Origin of the sequence: Acinetobacter sp. AS167 (assembly GCF_037152175.1) — a bacterium.
In the GTDB taxonomy this organism is placed as follows: Bacteria; Pseudomonadota; Gammaproteobacteria; order Pseudomonadales; family Moraxellaceae; genus Acinetobacter.
On record NZ_JBBCMP010000009.1, the window covers coordinates 91,894 to 110,948 of the forward strand.

General features: G+C 33.6%; 18 protein-coding genes. 5 read left to right on the plus strand and 13 right to left on the minus strand.

Translation table 11 applies throughout. The annotated features are described in order from the left end of the window. Positions 1-11: 11 nt before the first annotated feature. From galU to rfbB, 13 genes are read right to left on the minus strand one after another with little or no spacing between them, the layout of a single operon-like run. Positions 12-887, minus strand: a complete 876-nt coding sequence (galU, locus tag WFN33_RS14870) for a UTP--glucose-1-phosphate uridylyltransferase GalU (protein WP_336953802.1) — start codon at positions 885-887, stop codon at positions 12-14. 20 nt (positions 888-907) lie between these two features. Further along, positions 908-1,528, minus strand: a complete 621-nt coding sequence (locus tag WFN33_RS14875) for a sugar transferase (RefSeq protein ID WP_336953803.1) — start codon at positions 1,526-1,528, stop codon at positions 908-910. Beyond that, positions 1,512-2,672, minus strand: a complete 1,161-nt coding sequence (locus tag WFN33_RS14880) for a glycosyltransferase family 4 protein (protein ID WP_336953804.1) — start codon at positions 2,670-2,672, stop codon at positions 1,512-1,514. The genes WFN33_RS14875 and WFN33_RS14880 overlap by 17 nt, the downstream gene beginning before the upstream one ends. Next, a complete protein-coding gene (locus tag WFN33_RS14885; RefSeq protein WP_336953805.1) occupies positions 2,662-3,756 on the minus strand; it encodes a glycosyltransferase in 1,095 nt (364 codons plus the stop codon). Before WFN33_RS14885 ends, WFN33_RS14880 begins: the two co-directional genes overlap by 11 nt. Then, positions 3,753-4,928 carry an oligosaccharide repeat unit polymerase gene (wzy, locus tag WFN33_RS14890; RefSeq protein WP_336953806.1) on the minus strand — a complete coding sequence of 392 codons (1,176 nt, stop codon included), beginning with the start codon at positions 4,926-4,928 and terminating at the stop codon, positions 3,753-3,755. The genes WFN33_RS14885 and wzy overlap by 4 nt, the downstream gene beginning before the upstream one ends. Positions 4,929-4,931: 3 nt before the next feature. Then, positions 4,932-5,876, minus strand: a complete 945-nt coding sequence (locus WFN33_RS14895) for a glycosyltransferase family 2 protein (RefSeq protein ID WP_336953807.1) — start codon at positions 5,874-5,876, stop codon at positions 4,932-4,934. A gap of 3 nt (positions 5,877-5,879) precedes the next feature. Next, positions 5,880-7,391, minus strand: coding sequence for an oligosaccharide flippase family protein (locus WFN33_RS14900; RefSeq protein WP_336953808.1), 1,512 nt, complete (start codon positions 7,389-7,391; stop codon positions 5,880-5,882). Beyond that, the gene (locus WFN33_RS14905; protein WP_336953809.1) at positions 7,392-7,955 is read right to left on the minus strand and encodes a GNAT family N-acetyltransferase; all 564 of its coding nucleotides are present in this window, start codon (positions 7,953-7,955) and stop codon (positions 7,392-7,394) included. Further along, the gene (locus WFN33_RS14910; RefSeq protein WP_336953810.1) at positions 7,952-8,932 is read right to left on the minus strand and encodes a hypothetical protein; all 981 of its coding nucleotides are present in this window, start codon (positions 8,930-8,932) and stop codon (positions 7,952-7,954) included. Before WFN33_RS14910 ends, WFN33_RS14905 begins: the two co-directional genes overlap by 4 nt. 31 nt (positions 8,933-8,963) lie before the next feature. After that, the gene (locus tag WFN33_RS14915; protein ID WP_336953811.1) at positions 8,964-9,668 is read right to left on the minus strand and encodes a WbqC family protein; all 705 of its coding nucleotides are present in this window, start codon (positions 9,666-9,668) and stop codon (positions 8,964-8,966) included. Between the two features lie 9 nt (positions 9,669-9,677). After that, positions 9,678-10,781 carry a DegT/DnrJ/EryC1/StrS family aminotransferase gene (locus tag WFN33_RS14920; protein WP_336953812.1) on the minus strand — a complete coding sequence of 368 codons (1,104 nt, stop codon included), beginning with the start codon at positions 10,779-10,781 and terminating at the stop codon, positions 9,678-9,680. Continuing rightward, positions 10,781-11,656 carry a glucose-1-phosphate thymidylyltransferase RfbA gene (gene rfbA, locus WFN33_RS14925; RefSeq protein WP_336953813.1) on the minus strand — a complete coding sequence of 292 codons (876 nt, stop codon included), beginning with the start codon at positions 11,654-11,656 and terminating at the stop codon, positions 10,781-10,783. Before rfbA ends, WFN33_RS14920 begins: the two co-directional genes overlap by 1 nt. After that, positions 11,656-12,714 (minus strand): dTDP-glucose 4,6-dehydratase, encoded by a 1,059-nt coding sequence (rfbB, locus tag WFN33_RS14930; RefSeq protein WP_336953814.1) that lies wholly within the window; start codon positions 12,712-12,714, stop codon positions 11,656-11,658. The genes rfbA and rfbB overlap by 1 nt, the downstream gene beginning before the upstream one ends. A gap of 387 nt (positions 12,715-13,101) precedes the next feature. On the opposite strand from rfbB, the gene WFN33_RS14935 reads away from it, so the two are divergent. The 5 genes from WFN33_RS14935 to WFN33_RS14955 all read left to right on the plus strand — a co-directional run bounded on the left by WFN33_RS14935 (position 13,102) and on the right by WFN33_RS14955 (position 18,483). Next, a complete protein-coding gene (locus tag WFN33_RS14935) occupies positions 13,102-14,202 on the plus strand; it encodes a polysaccharide biosynthesis/export family protein (RefSeq protein WP_336953815.1) in 1,101 nt (366 codons plus the stop codon). 1 nt (position 14,203) lies between these two features. Then, a complete protein-coding gene (locus WFN33_RS14940) occupies positions 14,204-14,632 on the plus strand; it encodes a low molecular weight protein-tyrosine-phosphatase (RefSeq protein WP_336953816.1) in 429 nt (142 codons plus the stop codon). Positions 14,633-14,653: 21 nt separating this feature from the next. Then, positions 14,654-16,849: a polysaccharide biosynthesis tyrosine autokinase gene (locus WFN33_RS14945; protein WP_336953817.1), complete on the plus strand. Its 2,196-nt coding sequence runs from the start codon at positions 14,654-14,656 to the stop codon at positions 16,847-16,849. A gap of 190 nt (positions 16,850-17,039) precedes the next feature. Continuing rightward, the gene (locus WFN33_RS14950) at positions 17,040-17,747 is read left to right on the plus strand and encodes an FKBP-type peptidyl-prolyl cis-trans isomerase (RefSeq protein ID WP_333664539.1); all 708 of its coding nucleotides are present in this window, start codon (positions 17,040-17,042) and stop codon (positions 17,745-17,747) included. A 46-nt stretch (positions 17,748-17,793) separates the two neighbouring features. Further along, positions 17,794-18,483, plus strand: a complete 690-nt coding sequence (locus WFN33_RS14955) for an FKBP-type peptidyl-prolyl cis-trans isomerase (protein WP_336953818.1) — start codon at positions 17,794-17,796, stop codon at positions 18,481-18,483. Positions 18,484-19,055 lie beyond the last annotated feature (572 nt).

The window sequence follows — 19,055 nt, forward strand, 5'->3', positions numbered from 1 at the left end:
ATATCCAAATATTATAAATTCAATTCTTTGATAAGCAGTTTAAATTCTTCACCCAACTTAGGATGTTCAATACCATAGTGTAATACTGCTTTTAAATAACCAATTTTACTACCACAATCGAAAGTTTGACCTTTCATACGATACGCTTCGACATTTTCTAATTTTTGTAATGCAGCAATGGCATCCGTCAATTGAATTTCATTGCCTGCACCTTTAGGTGTCTGTTCTAATAATTGCATAATTTTAGCAGGAAGCACATAACGTCCCACCACAGATAAATTTGAAGGTGCTGTACCAACAACAGGCTTTTCGATAATCCCTTTCATCACGATACTTTCACCCTCAACAGGTGAAGATGCAACATCCACAATACCGTATTGATCCACTAGATGATCAGAGACAGCCTCTACCATAATCTGCGATGCTTTAGATGTATTAAAACGATGAATCATTCTCGCTAAGTCGTTTTCTGTACTATTTTCTTTCACCAAAACATCTGGCAATAACACAGCAAAGTCATCATTTCCAATCACTGATTTCGCACATAAAACAGCATGTCCTAAACCCAATGGTTGAGCTTGGCGTACACTGACCACACTGATATGTTGAGGTAAAATTTCTGTAATTTCTTTGAGTAGATCAATTTTTTTCTTATTTTCTAATATGGTTTCAAGCTCAAAATTACGATCAAAATAATTTTCTATGGATGCTTTTGAAGAGTGTGTCACTAAAATAATTTGTTCAATTCCAGCAGCTACCGCTTCTTTAACAACATACTCAATTGCAGGTCGATCTACAACCGTCACCATTTCTTTAGGAATAGATTTACTCGCAGGTAAGAAACGTGTTCCTAAACCAGCAACGGGGAAAATGGCTTTTTTGATCATGATTTACTTTAACAACATTATTAACGATTAGTAGGTTTGGTATCAGTCGTTTCCGAACCTGAAAAACGACTTGCCCCAACTGCTTGGTCTGGTGAATCTATGCCTTCTTTTTTAAACATAACCTCAACTGTTTTAAACATGATTTTAAAATCAAGAAGAGTTGATTGTTTTTCAACATACTGCACATCTAAATCAAACTTTTCTTCCCAAGATAAATTATTACGTCCACTCACTTGAGCCAAACCTGTCATACCTGGTTTAACATTATGACGACGCAATTGATGGGAAGTATAATGTTCCACAAATTCAGAAAGCTGCGGGCGTGGCCCAACGATACTCATATCACCTTTAAGAACATTAATTAACTGTGGCATTTCATCTAAACTTGTTGAACGCAGCTTTTTTCCAAAAGGTGTGATACGCTGATCATCAGGTAAGGGTTGACCATCCTTATCAAAAGCATTTTTCATAGAACGGAATTTAATCATTTTAAACTGTTTACAATCTTTTCCAGGGCGCTCTTGATAGAAAAAAATAGGAGAGCCTAAATTTTTACGTACCTTATAAGCGACTAATAGAAAAATAGGCGACAGTAATAAAAGTGCTATTGACGCAATAATGATATCAACAAGTCTTTTCATTTAGATCTTTTAAACCCATGATCTCTATAAGTTTGGAATTTACTTTTTTAGCATCAAATTTTTCTTGAGCTATCTGATAGCTTTTCAACCCCATTATACTCACTTGCTCGGGGTTCTCTATAAAGTAACACATTTTTTCTGCTAAAGCTTCTGGATTCCACTTAGGAACAAGGAAACCATTTATACCATCCACAACAGTTTCACGGCAACCAGGAACATCCGTTGTAATCACAGGACGCCCTATTGCCATTGCTTCTTGTGTACTCCGGGGTACACCTTCTCTATATGATGGCAGAACAAAGACACTTGTATCTGTTATCCAATCTTTTATATTTGTAACATAGCCTGGATACTCAAACAGTTTTTCTTCAATCAATTGATTAAGTTGTTCCTGCTTTAATGCGCCCATATTTTGATGATCAATGGCTCCGAGAATCGTAAAGCAAGCATTAGGATATTTCGATTTTACAATGCGTATTGCTTGAATAAGTTCAAAGACACCCTTCTCTTTTAGTAATCGTCCAATAAACAAAAACTTAACAGGAGAGATTTCTGCTTTTTTATATGGATAATCCATCAAATTCAAACCAATTCCACCTAAAATATGAACTTCAGGTACATTTATATCGTACTTTTTCATTAAATCATGTTGATCATCTGGATTTAAAAAAATCATTTTATCTAAACACGGAAACGCCATTTTATAGAGTAATACTTGAATATTACGAATCAATTTCGTTTTTATTGTCTGCCCTTCTGGTTGCTCTGTAAAGGTATAACCTAAACCTTCGAGCATTCCTATCTTTATCGGAACTTTGGCTGCTCTTGCAGCCATGCTTCCATAAATAACTGGTTTTGCAAAATAAGATAAGACAACATCTGGTTGAATATCTCTTAGTATTTTTTTAAGTTGTAAGAAAGACTGAATATCAGCAAAAGGATTTAAACCACCTCTACTCAGTTGATATCTTAAAGGTATAGCACCTAGTGCTTTAATTTTTTCTAGGCATTCTTCTGTAGATTCTGAAGTTAAAGCATAAACGATATGTCCTTGTTGAACCAACTGAAGAATCAGATCTGAACGAAAACCATAAAAACTTGAACCTGTCGTTCCAATTAATGCAATTTTCTTTTTATTGTTCATACAATTTAATCCATTGATCCACAACTTCACTTAAAGCTAATGAGTTTTTAACATATCTCAAAGCATTCATATTATTCTGGCTAATCTCTTCTTTATCTTTTAATAAAGCCTGTTCTATACCATAGGCAAGTTCTTCAAAGTCACTACTAGGTACTAAAATTCCAAACCCTCCCATAACCTCTTCAACACCACCACAGTTTGTTGCAACAACATAAGTCTCACACGCCATCGCCTCGGCTACTACTAAGCCAAAACCTTCGAAAGATGATGAAAGTACAAATATATCTGCAGCAGACATCAATTGAGGAATATCATTTCTTCTACCAATTAATTGAACATTATTTCCAAGTTCTAATTTCGCTATCATTGTTTCCAAATGACTTCTTAATCCACCTTCTCCAGCAATAATCAGATTTACTTTTGTTGAAATTAGATTTCTTTTTATAATTAAATGGACTGCTTGCAATAAATTTGGATAATCTTTAGCTTCATGTAAACGCCCTACCGCTAACAGCATTAATTCATTAGTACCAATGTTAAAAGATGACCGAATATTTACTTTAGATTTATCATCTTTTTTAAATTTATCGATATTTATACCATTATAAATTGTTTGTATTCCATACTTAGGAACTGCACCGAGATCTTCAAAACTTTTTGAAGCAGATTGACTTACATTAGTCGTTAGATCAGACAAATGATGAGTCAACCTATAAGCGAACATGCGTCCTTTTCCACCTTCATTATTACTATGAGCAGTACAAATAAGCTTTGGAATAGGATAAAATATTCTTAAAATACGTGTAAAAATATTGGCATGAACCATATGAGAATGTACTACATCTGGTTTAAATTCATTTAAAAGCTTTTTATAGTTTTTACAAGCAAATTTAAAGTCTTTAAAATTTTCTAAACCAAGATAGATTAATTCTATTTGACTATTTTCAGGACACACTACAACTTGTCCTCTCAAGTAGGCTATTTTGACAATATGCCCTAGTTTTGACATTTCATCGGCTAGTCCTGCTACAACTTTTTCAGCCCCCCCCCCGCCTAATCCTGTGATTATATAAAGTATTTTCATAATTTAACCTTACTTAAGAATATAATTATAATCATATACATTACAAGTGTGAAATAAGCGTAGAACCAACCATGAAACAAATAAAATATAGAAAAAATAGAAAGTACCAAAAATAATTTTCTATTGGCATACTTAGCAACAAAATAAAATGGGAAAAATAAAATCAAAAACAAATATAATAAATAAAAAAATACGTTATAGTCTAATATAAGAAACCAGCCAGCCATTCCAACATTAACAGTCCAACTTTGAGAAGGAGAAACATTAAATAAATGTACAGTGACAAACCTTGAAAAGGTTGTAAATGAATCTATACTAAAAAAATTCATAAAAATAGTTTGTGGAAGCCCCTCTGCCCAAAAATTAACAAAAAAATCGTTACTATATTTTAAGTTAAGGTATTCCCTATTATCCAATATTAATGCAACATGACCAACATGCTGAAATCTATTAAATATATAATCAATTGACTCTGATAAATAATTTAAGTATCCATAACTACTTACATTATCAATTATACTTACATCCTCCAACTTCCCTCTAACCAACCATTTTAATTCCATTAAATAAGGAGAAGACAACAATATCGACAACAAACCAAAAAACATAATAATAATATTTTTTACTTTTAATTTAATATATTCTTGCCTACAAAGAATTGCAAATAAAAGTAATAAAGGCACGCCCATCCAGCCTCTCACTAAATTTGAAATTAAATAAAGTACTGAATTAAGAAAAAAAAGTCGAGATGACTTTAAACAAATGCCTAATATAAAAAATAAAATATCAAAAGGTAGTAAAATAAAAAAAATGTTAATAAAAGCATTTCCTTTATATGATGAAGTATCACCAGCAATATTAGCACCAAAATACATATTTAATAAAAAATAAAACAGCTGTCCAAAAAAAAGGAACCATCCTACTTTATTTGATAATACAAAATCATCATAGCTTTTTAACTTTTTGGAATTCAGTAAATATACCAAAATAATTAAAGACATAGATAAAAATTGAAAAGCAAAAGCATAGATAAATGATATACTATCTATTACCTTTCTTTGGAATTCTATTTCCATTACGCCAGTTTTATATCCAACCATCGCGTAAACAAAGTTAACCACCAAGTAAAATATTGCAAGACAATAAAATGGACTTATTTTAATTTCTTTCATAAATCACCGACCATCCTGATTTTCATATAATTTTAAAATAACTTTCAGAAAATAAGGATTTATAAAAATTAAAATAAATAAAAGTGAATATATACTCTTACTAGCAACTAATGATTGTTTAACGAATTTTTTTGCAATTATAAAATCACCCCTTAAAGTATAATGATTTGCATATTGCAACAAAATATATGCATACTTTTTCTTAACTTTATTGATTTCATCCACAGAAAATTTTTGGCTGGGGAACTTATGATAAACATCTTGGATGCGTACAGGAATTATCGGATTTATCAACTTTCCTTCATAAGTAACACCTACAAACTGTCGATATACCCCTAGGCATTCACCTATAAAATAAATATCACCCTGTTTTGCTTGCTCAATATGCACCTCTATGTCTAGGGCATTTTCATTTAACTTACCAATATATTCATCAATTTTATTTACAAACATTTTAGACGAATGAATAAAAAAAGGATTAATTAAATACATATCCAATAAACTATATTTTTTCTCATCAAATAATGAAAAAGCTCTATTCATTTTTTGAGAGTTTCCATCTATTGCATTCATATTATGAACACAAATAGAGCAATCAGGATTCATCTCTAAAATATCAAACTGTTTTTGTAATTTATTTGGTAGCGCCAAATCATCACCATCCATGTGCGCAATATACTTCCCTTTGGCTTTTTGATATACACGCTTTAAATTTTCAACTGGTCCAACATTTTTCTCATACAACAAAGGCACAATTATATCTGGATATTGTTCCGCATATTTTTGAACTATTGCTCTTGTACCATCCTTAGAATAATCTTCTCCAACTATAATTTCAAACTTAAAATTAGTTTTTTGACTTAATAAACTATCAAGACAGTCAGCGATATATTTTTCTTGATTATATGTTACAACACAAACTGATACTTGAATATCCTGACTCTTCATAATTTACCGATATCTCTTTAATACTTTAGATTTAACTATATTTCTAACTTGCTCAGAGCTTAATATTGCGACAATTAAGCTTATCACACTTATCACGCAAATTTGTAAGAAGGCAATATCACGCTGTTCAGAAAACCCAATAAAATAATATAATAGAAATGCAACTACGGTAACACTACCTATACTTGGTAAAAAAGCTTTGAACCATATTATATTTATATTTGGCTCAATCACTTTATGTACATAACTGACCCAAAAAACAAGATAAATTGATTGAATTAGTGCCCAAGCCCACCCTGCACCAATTGCCCCATAATTTTTTGCAGCCCATATAATAACAGGTATAAGCACCATTGCTGTGACTAAGTTACCAATAAAATGTAGCTTTAAATTTCCTTTAGCATATTGTAAATAATATGGGAAAGCTCCTAATGTTAAAATTGAATTACCTAGTGCATACAACTGTAGAATTGGTGCAGCTTTTTCAGCAAGTAGGATATCACCAGTCCAAACATATAATACTTGTTTTGATAAAATTGCTAGGACAATACCTGCAGTTACAACAATACTAGTAACAAACTGTGTTGCACCCAAATAAACTTGTTTCAGTTCTTCTTGCTTTTGTTCACCATGCAAACGTGCCATTCTTGGCATAATTGCTGAGCTTATTGGTGCCCCAATTTGTAAAATTCCACCAGCGACTAAGACAGCTAATGTAAAATATCCATATTCTGATAATGGCAATATTCCTGATAAAACAAACTTATCAAGTTGAGTCAGCAATACCCAAACAGAAGAAGTAAATGCAATGGTTAAAGCAAAGCTTAAAATAGGTTTAACAGGCTTGAAAGACCAACCAATATTTTCATTCTCATCTATTTTTGGTAATAACAAATAAGCCTTAAAAGCTAAAATAACAAATTCAATGATAGCAACAATAAGCTGAAATATAAAAAAAATTGTAACAGTAAAACCAAAATAATACATATACAACAAAACACCTGGAAACCTTAGAGTAGCAATAATAATATTCACTACACTCAACCAGACAATTTGCTCAAATCCAGATATTACACCTCTGTATAATCCTGCCATCCATCTAAGTGCCACACAGATTGCCATGATCTGCAAACAGAACAATACATGTGACAGGACTAAATTTTCTAATTTTAACCAATGTTCTGCAATATAATGATTAACATAAAAAAGTAATCCACCACCTACACACGCTATTCCCGTAAAGATAACACTAAGTGACCTAAAAAGTTGCCGAAAACCTAAAGCAGTGTCCACACCAGCACTATATTGAGCGGTCTGACGACTAATTGTTGGTGTTAAACCAAAGTCAAGTAGACTAAATAGCCCCTGTAACATCGCAAAAAAGCCTACAAGACCATAAGCTTCAGCCCCCATATACTTCATATAAATAGGCAATATTGCAATACTAATAATTACCAAATAAATTTGGCTAGCGTAGCTAGCCAAAATATTTATTTTTAATGATGGCGTCGGCACTCAATTATTCCAGTAATTATTTTTTGCTATGTGCTCGTCATATTGAGCATGTGTTATACCACACATAACCTTATCGTGGAACTGCCCATTTCGATAGAACCAATCAGCCTTTTTACCTTCTACAACCCAACCGCATTTCCTCGTATAAAAGTCAATTGAGCGCTCATTATAAGAGATCATTTCACCATCTAAACGATTTAATCCTAACTCTTTGAAGGCATATCTCATTACCGTCATAACAGCATCTAATGCATAACCTTTCCCTCGGCTATCTTTGTCACCCAACATAATTCCATTAAATGCAGTTCGATTTTTCCAGTCTATATCGACTAAATTTGTCGTCCCAATGAAGCCCATCTCCTCAGTCTCAATTGCAAAGTTTTGAAATTTCATATTATTATTATTAATATTTTTAAGATATTCTTCAGTACTTAGACTTGAATATGGAAAATGCCATCCTCCCAAGTTATACCAAATTTCAGGTGAGTTTGACCATTTTGTTAAAAGCTCTAAATCATCCATTTCCAGAGCTCTTAAAGTAACAACTTTACCGTTTATGTTCATTTTAAATAATCCTGTACTTTATCTATTTGAAATTGCATTTCTTTCTCTCCGTACCTTTGATCACAAATCAAATGAGTAACATTAGAGATAAAGTTATTTTCAAAACTATCCTCTGTTACTCTTTTTAAACTGTCTAACCAGTATGTAGGCGTATAAATTTTAGACTGAATAAGTATGTTTGAAATTTTTTTATCTAATAATAGAGGATATGTTAACGGTGACTCAATATCTTCAATATTTACTTTTAACTGATTATACTTACCTAGATGAGAGTGCAAAAATTTGAAATTTTTTAACCTTTTTTCTTTAAAATTCGCATAATCAAAACTTTCAAGCATTTGCTGAGTAATTTTTGAAATTTTCTTTGGCAAACAATCTTCAAATGCATTTTCATTATCTTGAAAAACATTAAAAGCATGGGCTGCTGTTGAGACAGTTCGTAACAATCCATGCTGATATTGTTTGACCATTTCTTCAGCAGTTCTTTCGTAATACTTCGGAACAATACTTCGACTTGTAACTAGCAATCCACCTTCAGCGACTGGTAAATACTTTCTTGGTGAATAAATTGTGGCATAACAATCAAATGATTGAACAAAAAAAGCCTGAGAATGATCAAAAATAATTTGTTTCGCAGGATATTGTTTTAATATTTCTCTCTGTATTGATGTACATAGCCCAAAATAATTTACATATAGCAAATATTCGTTTGGTATTAATATTTCAGGAAGTATTGGAGAAAAATTAGGATTCAAATCATAAAAACAAATTTCAACACCTAAAAGAATTAATGGATCAATCATTGAGTCGCAAATAAATCTAGGCATCCATAATTTTTCTATGAATGTATTTTTCAATAGATCGTAAAATGCTGAACGGGCCGAGTTGTACTGAGTTGCATTTGGATATGGAAACTGATTTAGTCCAGATAAACCAAATTCAAAAAAACCACCTATTTCCTCATGCATTAAATCCACAGACCTTCCCTCTAAAACTTCAGATGCATCATTAAACAAGATCAAAATTTTTTAATTGTTCTTGAATTTCTTCAACATCATTAAACATCATTACATCAATTATTGATAAAAATGGAACAAACTCACCAGAAAATTGTTTATATATTGATTTATTAGATTGAATAAAAAATAAATCAATACCTTGCTGTAAAAAAACATTTTTTGAATATAATTCAACACCACCTATTGGGTTAATATATGTTATTGCATTTTCACTTTCACACATATCAAGCACACGATTCTGACCCGACAAATGAGTATTTTGATATGTTTCACTACTGACTTCAAACTCTGTTTTGATTCCCAAATACCGTGAAACCTCAATGATACTTCTAATCGCCAACTCTGAAATTGTTTTAGGTTTCTGGTCTAAGACACTATGAAGCAAAGTAGAAATAACTTCATAATTTTTGGCTTTTTTATAACTAAAAAATATTGAATTAAGAAAAGATTTTTTCCACTTTTCATAAGATTTCTCATTAATTAAAACATCTTTAATCAGCACATGTGAACTTGCATTCGACAAAGGCACACTAAATAGACTCGCTTGGTTATTAATCAATATTTGATTTCTGTTAATCCAACCTTGCTTAATAAATGTAACATCATCATAAAAAATAAATTTATCAACTGTATTAATTAACTGAAAATACCCAATATACGGCATAAAATACGGTTGCATAATTGCTAATTTCATTATGTATACCTATCTCACTACACTTTTAATCACATTCACGATCGATTGAATCTGCTCAGCCGTTAAAGTTGGGTACATAGGTAAACAAAGTACTTGTTCAGATAATTTTTTTGCATTTGGTGTATCTGAATCGAACTTTTTATACACATTTAATTCTGTCATCAAAGGATAAAAATATTTGCGTGCAAATATATTATCTTCTTTCAATTTCTCAAATAACTGATCACGAGTTAATGGATATGGTTGAGAAATGATGATAGGAAAATATGAATAACTATCTGTTTCAGTTAAAGGTCGCTCAATACATAAGATTCCATCAATGCCACTCAATAACTCACGATAATTAATATCTATTTGTTTACGAGCAAGCAACGTCTGATCTATCGTTTTTAACTGAAGTAATCCTAAAGCCGCATGAACTTCACTTAATTTCCCATTTAAAGAAATATCATCAATTGTGGTTTCATTCACGATGCCAAAATTTTTCAAACGATCAATTCGCTGCTTCATTTCTGCACTGTGGCAAACAATTGCCCCCCCTTCAAAAGTATTAAATACTTTTGTCGCATGAAAACTAATCACACTAACATCACCATAATTTAACAGGCTTTGCCCTTTATACTTTACTCCAAAGGCATGTGCAGCATCATAGATAAGTTTTAAATTATTCTCGGCCGCTATATTTTCCAATCTTTCAACATCACATGCAATTCCATAACAATGGACAGGAAGTATTGCAACAGTTTTCTCAGTTATTGCTAGTTCTACTTTTTCAGGATCTATATTTGAGGTCTTTGGGTCAATGTCTACAAATACTGGGGTCAAGTTATTCCAAACAATCGAATGTGCAGTTGCCACAAAGGTATATGGCGTTGTAATCACCTCACCCTCTGATAAATTAAGGGCTTGTAAAGCTGTAACTAACGCAATTGTCCCATTATTAAATAAAGAAATATATGGGACTTCCAAATAATCACATAACTCTTTTTCAAGTTGTTGATGTAAAGGGCCACAATTGGTCAAAACCTTATTTTTCCAAATCTGTTCTAGGTAAGGAATAAATTCATCTAACTCAGGTAGTACAGGTTGTGTTACATAAATGGGGCTATTCATTATTCAACCACCAAAGAAATCAAATACTGACCATAATCATTTTTACTCATGCTTTGACCAACTTCTAAAACTTGCTCTTTAGTTAGCCAACCATTATGTAGCGCAATTTCTTCCAAACAAGCAACTTTATAACCTTGGCGTTTTTCTATCGTTTCTACAAACTGAGCTGCTTCAAGTAAACTTGCATGTGTTCCTGTATCTAACCATGCAAAACCACGACCTAACAACTCCACGCTTAAATCGCCACGCTCCAGATACATTTGATTAACCGTGGTTATTTCCAACTCACCACGATCAGAAGGCTTCACGTTTTTAGCAATTTGAATAACATCGTTATCGTAAAAGTACAAGCCAGTGACTGCAAAATTTGATTTAGGGTGTTTAGGCTTTTCTTCAAGTGATATAGCCCGTTTCTGATCATCAAACTCAACCACACCAAAACGCTCTGGATCTTTAACTTGATAACCAAAAACAGTCGCACCCTTTTGGCGCGCTACAGCCTGACGTAACATTGGAGTAAAACCTTGACCATAAAAAATATTATCACCAAGTACTAAACAAACATTACTATCACCAATAAAATCTTCACCTAGAATAAAAGCCTGCGCCAACCCATCTGGGCTTGGTTGAACTGCATAACTAAGCTCTACACCAAACTGTGAACCATCACCCAATAGACGCTTAAAACCATCAATATCTTCAGGCGTGCTAATGATTAAAACCTCTTGGATTCCAGCAAGCATAAGCACGGATAAAGGATAATAAACCATCGGCTTATCATAAATTGGAAGGAGTTGTTTTGATACGCCTTTAGTAATTGGATAAAGACGTGTTCCTGAACCACCTGCTAAAACAATACCTTTTGTTGTTGTCATTATGCACTTACACCTAATCTTTCACGTTGATAGCTGCCATCTTGTACTCGACGACACCATTCTAAATTATTTAAATACCATTCCACAGTTTTACGAATACCTGTATCAAATGTTTCTTGAGGCTTCCACACTAAATCGTGAGCGATTTTACTTGCATCAATTGCATAACGTAAATCATGTCCTGGACGATCTTTTACAAAAGTAATCAATGTTTCATATGATTTATTATTTATCTGGGGTTTTAATTCATCCAAAATTTTACAGATGGTTTTTACCACTTCAATATTTTGTTTTTCGTTATGTCCACCAATATTATAAGTCTCACCAATTGCGCCTTCTGTAACAACTTTATAGAGCGCACGCGCATGATCTTCAACAAACAACCAATCACGAATTTGATTACCTTTGCCATAAATTGGTAAAGGTTTACCATCTAAAGCATTTAGAATCACTAAAGGAATTAGTTTTTCAGGAAAATGATAAGGACCATAATTATTTGAACAATTGGTCACAATAGTCGGTAAACCATAGGTTCTTTGCCATGCACGAACTAAATGATCTGAACTTGCTTTACTAGCCGAATAAGGGGAACTTGGCGCATAAGCTGTGGTTTCAGTAAAAAGATCTGTAGTACCTTCTAAATCACCGTACACTTCATCAGTCGAAATATGATGGAATCTAAATTGTTGTTGTTGCTGCTCACTGAGACCTAACCAATATTTTCGAGTAACTTCCAAGAGGTTATAAGTGCCCACAATATTAGTAGTAATAAACTCTGCAGGTCCATCGATTGAGCGATCCACATGTGATTCTGCAGCTAAATGCATTACAACATCAGGTTTAAATTCTGCAAAAGCTTGAGTTAGTTTTTCTGCATCACAAATATCAATTTGCCTAAATTGATAACGCGACTCTGAATCCACTTCTTTTAAAGATTCTAGATTACCAGCATAAGTCAGCTTATCAATATTTAATACTTCGTCTTTTGTATTTTTTATAATATATCGTACCACTGCTGATCCAATAAATCCTGCACCACCAGTCACCAAAATTCTCATTTCATACCCTGCAAATCATTTTTAATCAATGTAGTTTAAATATTCCAATATAAGTTTACTAAAGCATCTAAATTATGGTTGCAAAAAATGCTTTTATTCACTTTAAATATTGAAATATTATATCTAAACTCAACCTAAATTCATATATTAAATGCTTCTAACCTAGCCGATTTAGTTGCTATATCTAACATCGCCAATTTATTGAACACACTTTAATCTTTATATATTAAAAAATCATTGTGTAGATACAAGTCAACACACTTCTTTTTCGGTTTTAATACAATTACCCTCCAACAATAAGATACCCAACCTCCCTTTTTTAGCTTACAATTCACTTTCAAGATGAGATTCTAAGCAACAACGTAATATAAAATAAGGGTTTTGAATGTGAAGTATCCGTACACATCACTGTTTACAATTTTAGCGATTTCGATTTCGTTTTCTGGTTGTGCGATCACTTCAGGACTTCAAACCTATGATCTGCCTGAGCAAGGTCAATTTAAAACTGATCAGGGTGCGGAACTTTCAGTTGTACAACTGAATCAAAATAATATTCCAAATCTAAATACAACCAGCCAATTAAGTTCAAATAATCTTGTATCGTTATTCAATAGCTCACAAAATATTTATCGTTTAAGTGCTGGAGATGTACTTTCTATTCAGCTTTGGGCATATCCTGAAATTACCCCACCAATCCAAGATGCAACCAACATTAAAGCTGTGGGTTACCCCATTGATCCAAATGGCAATGTCCAATTACCTTTAGTAGGGTCAGTACGTATTGCAGGTAAAACTTTAGCTGAAACTAATCGCTTTTTACATCAGCAATTTGCAAAATACCTTAAACATCCAGATGTTGTGGTTCGCGTGCTTTCTTATGAAGGACGTCGTTATTTTGTCAATGGTCAAGTCATGCGCAGTGGGCAATATACCTTAAACGACCAACCGATCAGTATTTATACTGCACTGGGTCAAGCGGGTGGCGTAGACACTAAAACTGGTGATACCACCAATATCCAGCTGATCAGAAATGGACAGACTTATAATCTCAATACCATTCAGCTAGAAAAGCAAGGATTATCTCTGCATCAGTTATTAATCCAACCGAATGACACGATTTTTGTGAATACCAAACAAGATCAAAAGCTCTATGTCATGGGTGAGTCGAATAAAAGTCAAGCAGTTACCTTGCGAGATCAAGGTATGACCCTAAGCGATGTGCTTGGTGAGAGTGAAGGTATTAGTCCTTATTCAGCCAGTGCTGCACGTATTTATGTAATGCGAACAGACCTTAGCACTAAGCAGTCAACAATCTATCATCTGAATTTAAGCAGTTTAGGTAATTTGGCCCTAGCCAATCAATTTGCCATGCAAAAAAATGATATTGTTTATATTGATGCTACAGGTTTAACCCGTTGGCAACGTATTATGAATCAAGTGATTCCATTCTCAAGCGCTCTATACAGCTTTGATCAATTGGGTAAATAGAATGCAGATTCAAAACATCTTGGTGGTTTGTGTTGGCAATATTTGTCGTAGTCCAATGGCCGAGTTTTTTTTAAAACAAAGCCATCCTGATTTACATATATCTTCTGCGGGACTTTCTGCGATGGTCGGCCATTCCGCAGACAATAAAGCCATTGCTTGTATGGATGGTTTAAATATTGATATGCGTTCCCATGTTGCACGACAAATCAATGCAGAATTGATCAAGAAAGCTGATCTCATCCTAGTGATGAGTAAAAACCAATTACAACATATTGAACAAAAGTGGCCTTTTGCTAAAGGAAAAGTATTTCGTTTAGGGCATTGGCAAGCTCAAAATGTGCCAGATCCATATCAACATGATCAAGCTTTTTTTGATGAAACATGTAAAAATATCCAAGCTTATGCCAATGACTGGCAATCACATCTATAAATTTTAATTAGTTGTTTACCTATGAACCAAAATTCAAAAACTAATGATGATACGATTGACTTAAAAGAGTTATTCTTCTCTTTAATCGCTCAATGGAAAGTGATTGCGCTTTGTGTCATTTTATCCTTAATCTGCGCACTACTTTATTTACGTGTAACATCACCTGTCTATTCTACAGATGCACTGGTTCAAGTTGAAGATGGAAAAAGTGCTGCCTCTGCTGCTCTTATGGGGGAACTCAAAGATGTTGCTGGTGGCTTGGGGCAAAAGTCTCCTGCTGATGCTGAAATAGAAATCTTAAATTCGCGGCTTGTACTTGGAAAAGTGATAAAGAATTTGAATTTAAGTATTCAAATTCAAGATAATGTAGATACTTTCTTTCATAAATTAGTGTCCAAAGAAAAATCTAAAATTAGCTATAGTGCCAAAGCAGTTGATTTTCAAAAGAATCAGTCTAATTTTTCTATTTTAAAGCTAGATATTCCAGAATATTATTATGATAAAAAGCTCACTTTAAAATTTATAGATAAGAAGCAATTTAGTTTAGCTTATAAAGACCAAGTTGTATTTCAAGGCACACTCAATCAGCTTAACCAATCTCAAGACAATAAGGGATTATGGTCGGTTCAAATTAATAGCCTCAATCCATTTCAACAAGACTTTACCATCACTAAACTTTCTCTCCCTTCAGCTGTCAAATTAATTCAAACAAGTTATTCGGTGGCTGAAAAAGGAAAAATGACAGGAGTCATTGGCCTCAGTTATAATGGAAATGATCAACAGCATATTACTCAGGTTCTCAACAATATTCTGAGCGTTTATCATGAACAGAATATTGAACGTAAAAGCTTAGAGTCTAAGCAAACCTTAAGCTTTCTGGATCAGCAACTGCCAGAGTTGAAACAGCAACTTGAAGAATCCGAGATTAAATTTAATAAATTCCGCGAACAATACAATACCGTTGATGTCACTCAAGAATCAGAGTTGATGTTAAAGCAAAATGTTGAATTGGAAAAAATGCGGATTGAGTTAAAACAAAAACAAGCTGAATATTCTGCTAAATATACTCCTGACCATCCGCTCATGACGGAGATCAATGCACAACTCGCAGCAATTGATAAGAAATCGACTGAGCTTAATCAAGCCATTAAACGTTTACCTGAAACGCAACGTTTATATTTACAACTCTATCGTGATGTTAAAGTCAATACAGAGCTCTATACATCACTATTAAACAGCTACCAACAATTAAAAATTGTGAAAGCGGGTGAAATCGGTAATGTTCGTATCATTGATACTGCAGTAGAACCTGTTAAACCAATTAAACCAAGAAAATTGATTGTGTTAATTCTTTCCATTTTTGTTGGTGGCTTTATCGGAGTAATGATTGCATTACTACGTAATATGCTTTCATCGGGTATTAAAGATTCAAGTCGTATTGAAAATGAACTTGATCTCCCTGTGTATGCCACTGTACCCCGCTCTCCGATTCAAGAAAGCCGAGTACAATTGCTGAAAAAGAAAAAGTCGATTCCTATTCTTGCGGCTAAAAATAGTGAAGACATTGCCATTGAAAGCTTGCGTAGCATTCGAACTACGATTCACTTTGCGTTAAATAAAGCAAAAAATAATATTATTGCCATTTCAGGACCCGCTCCAGAAATTGGTAAATCATTTATTTCGACTAACCTCGCTGCGATTTTTGCACAGGGCAATAAGAAAGTCTTATTGATTGATGCCGATATACGCAGAGGCTATTTACATAAATATTTCAGTCATGACACTTCACCAGGTTTGACTGAGTACTTAGCAGGGCAAAATACTATTGAACAATGTATTGTTCATTCAAACACTGTAAACAATTTAGATTTTCTGCCACGTGGTAAAAATCATAGTCATGCTGCTGAAATGCTAGGTTCCAATCGTCTTAGCGAATTATTGGAACAGCTTTCTCAGCAATATGATCATATTATTATCGATACACCGCCTATCTTGGCAGTAACGGATGGCATCATTATTTCTCAATTTGCTGGTGTAAACCTTGTTGTTGCACGTTATGCAAAAACTCAGATGAAAGAACTTGAATTAACCATCAATCGCTTTGAACAAGCAGGAAGCAAAGTGAATGGTATTATTCTCAATGATGTTCGAGCAACCGCTGGAGGTAATTATGGCTATAATTATGCTTATGCCTACACCGCCTCTAAAGATGATTGATATCTAATAAGTAACAAAAAGCCAGATTGAATCTGGCTTTTTTGTGCCGAGTTTTTAAACAATATAACTGTATATTTTTAGTTGTCATCATCAGATAACTATATCGTTTACGATGAAGAAGTTATATGCTTGAGCAGATTATGCTAATGATCAAATTAGCCTCTTAAAAGATTAAAATTTGGAAATTTTTATGAGTAAAGCCTTACCCATCGCAATTGCTGTAATCTTAGGTGGTGCTGCACTTGTACCTGTTTATTATGCATCTCAACATCCTGCTGATGTAAACAGTCATTCAATGTCAAAAAATGCTAAACCTGTAGAAAAAATTAGTTATGCACTTGGTTATGAAGTTGCGAGCCAAACCCCACCGGAAGTCGATGTGAATACATTTATCAGTGGTATTCGTGATGGTCATGCTAAAAAACAACGTGCCTATACAGATGAAGAATTACAAGCTGCGTATGTTGACTTCCAAAAAGAAATGCAACAAAAGCAATTACAACAAAGCAAACAAACAGCTTCATCAAATGACTCATTCTTAGCTGAAAATGCGAAAAAAGAAGGTGTTAAAACAACAGCCTCAGGATTGCAATATAAAATCACCAAAGAAGGTACAGGTAAACAGCCTGCTGCTACTTCACAAGTCACAGTACATTACAAAGGTCAGTTGTTAGACGGCAAAGTATTTGACAGTTCGTATGATCGTGGTCAACCCGTTGAGTTCCCTTTAAATCAAGTGATTCCAGGTTGGACTGAAGGTTTACAACTGATGAAAGAAGGTGGAAAAGCAACCTTATATATCCCTGCAAAACTGGCTTATGGTGAACAAGGTGTTCCGGGCACAATTCCTCCAAACAGCACTTTAATTTTTGATGTTGAACTTGTTAAAGTGAAATAACATTTAAGAAAAGGAGAGATTTACTCTCCTTTTTTGGATTTAAATTATGAAAAAAACACTTTTTGTGCTTAGTCTTAGCATGCTGAGTACAGCAGCTTTCTCAGCACCGATTAACAATAAAAGCTCCCAACAAGATCAACTGGGTTATAGCTATGGTTATGTCATGGGCCGTACCAATGCTGACACCTTAAAACAAATTAATTTAAATGCCTTTATCCAAGGGATTAAAGAGGGTTCTACGGGTCAGAAAGCAAGTTTAACTGATGAAGAAATGGCAAAAGCACTTGCACAATATAAACAGCAAAATGAAGCAAAACAAATGCTAGAGTTTAAGCAAGCTGCAGATGTAAATGCCAAACAAGGTGAAGCTTTTCTTGTAGAAAATGCAAAGAAAGCTGGTGTGATTACTCGACCAAGTGGTTTGCAGTATAGTGTTTTACAACAAGGCACTGGAAAATCACCATCGGCAAAATCTAAAGTCTCTGTAAACTATGAAGGTCGTTTACTTGATGGCACTGTATTTGACAGTTCTTTTGCACGGAATGAAGCTGTTGAGTTTCAAGTTAGCCAAGTAATTCAAGGATGGACTGAAGGTTTGCAACTAATGAAAGAAGGCTCGAAATATCGTTTCTTTATTCCAGCAAAACTTGCCTACGGCGAGATTGGTGCGGGTGATGCGATTGGCCCAAACAGCACATTAATTTTTGATGTAGAACTATTAAAAGTTTTACCTTAGTTTCAATGCTAAATAGTTTTAAAAATAAAAAACATCGCTCAATTGCGATGTTTTTTATGCTCTAATAAAAAATCTTATTGCATTTCATAGACGTAAATTCATCCCTTGGTCAAACTTACAGTACTGTATCTTATATTCATAGTCAAACCACCTAATTATTCACACAAGTGATTTCTATCAAATTACTGATTATAAACTAAGCTTATGTTTTTATATAAACTTTTAGAAACTGTTGGTTATCAATTCATTTTTTTACTTTTGAATCATAGATGATTATCCCACCGTGGGGCGACATGGATGTCGCCGTTGGGCGGGGGTACAGGAAGTACCCCTCGCCTAACATGAGCAAAAACAAAGCACTGCTTTGTTTGCAGCGCAAGGTTTGGCATCCTCTACGAAAAGTGAGGCATTGCCTACACAAAGCTATTTAAACTTTCAATGTAAGGTGTGGCATTGCAAGATTTTTTATAATTAAATAATTTATTTTTCCATTTAGTTGATTTAATTAAAAATATTAATTAAAAGAAATTATGTTCTTGTGTCTGAGTTTTTTGACAGGTTAACTATAGAAT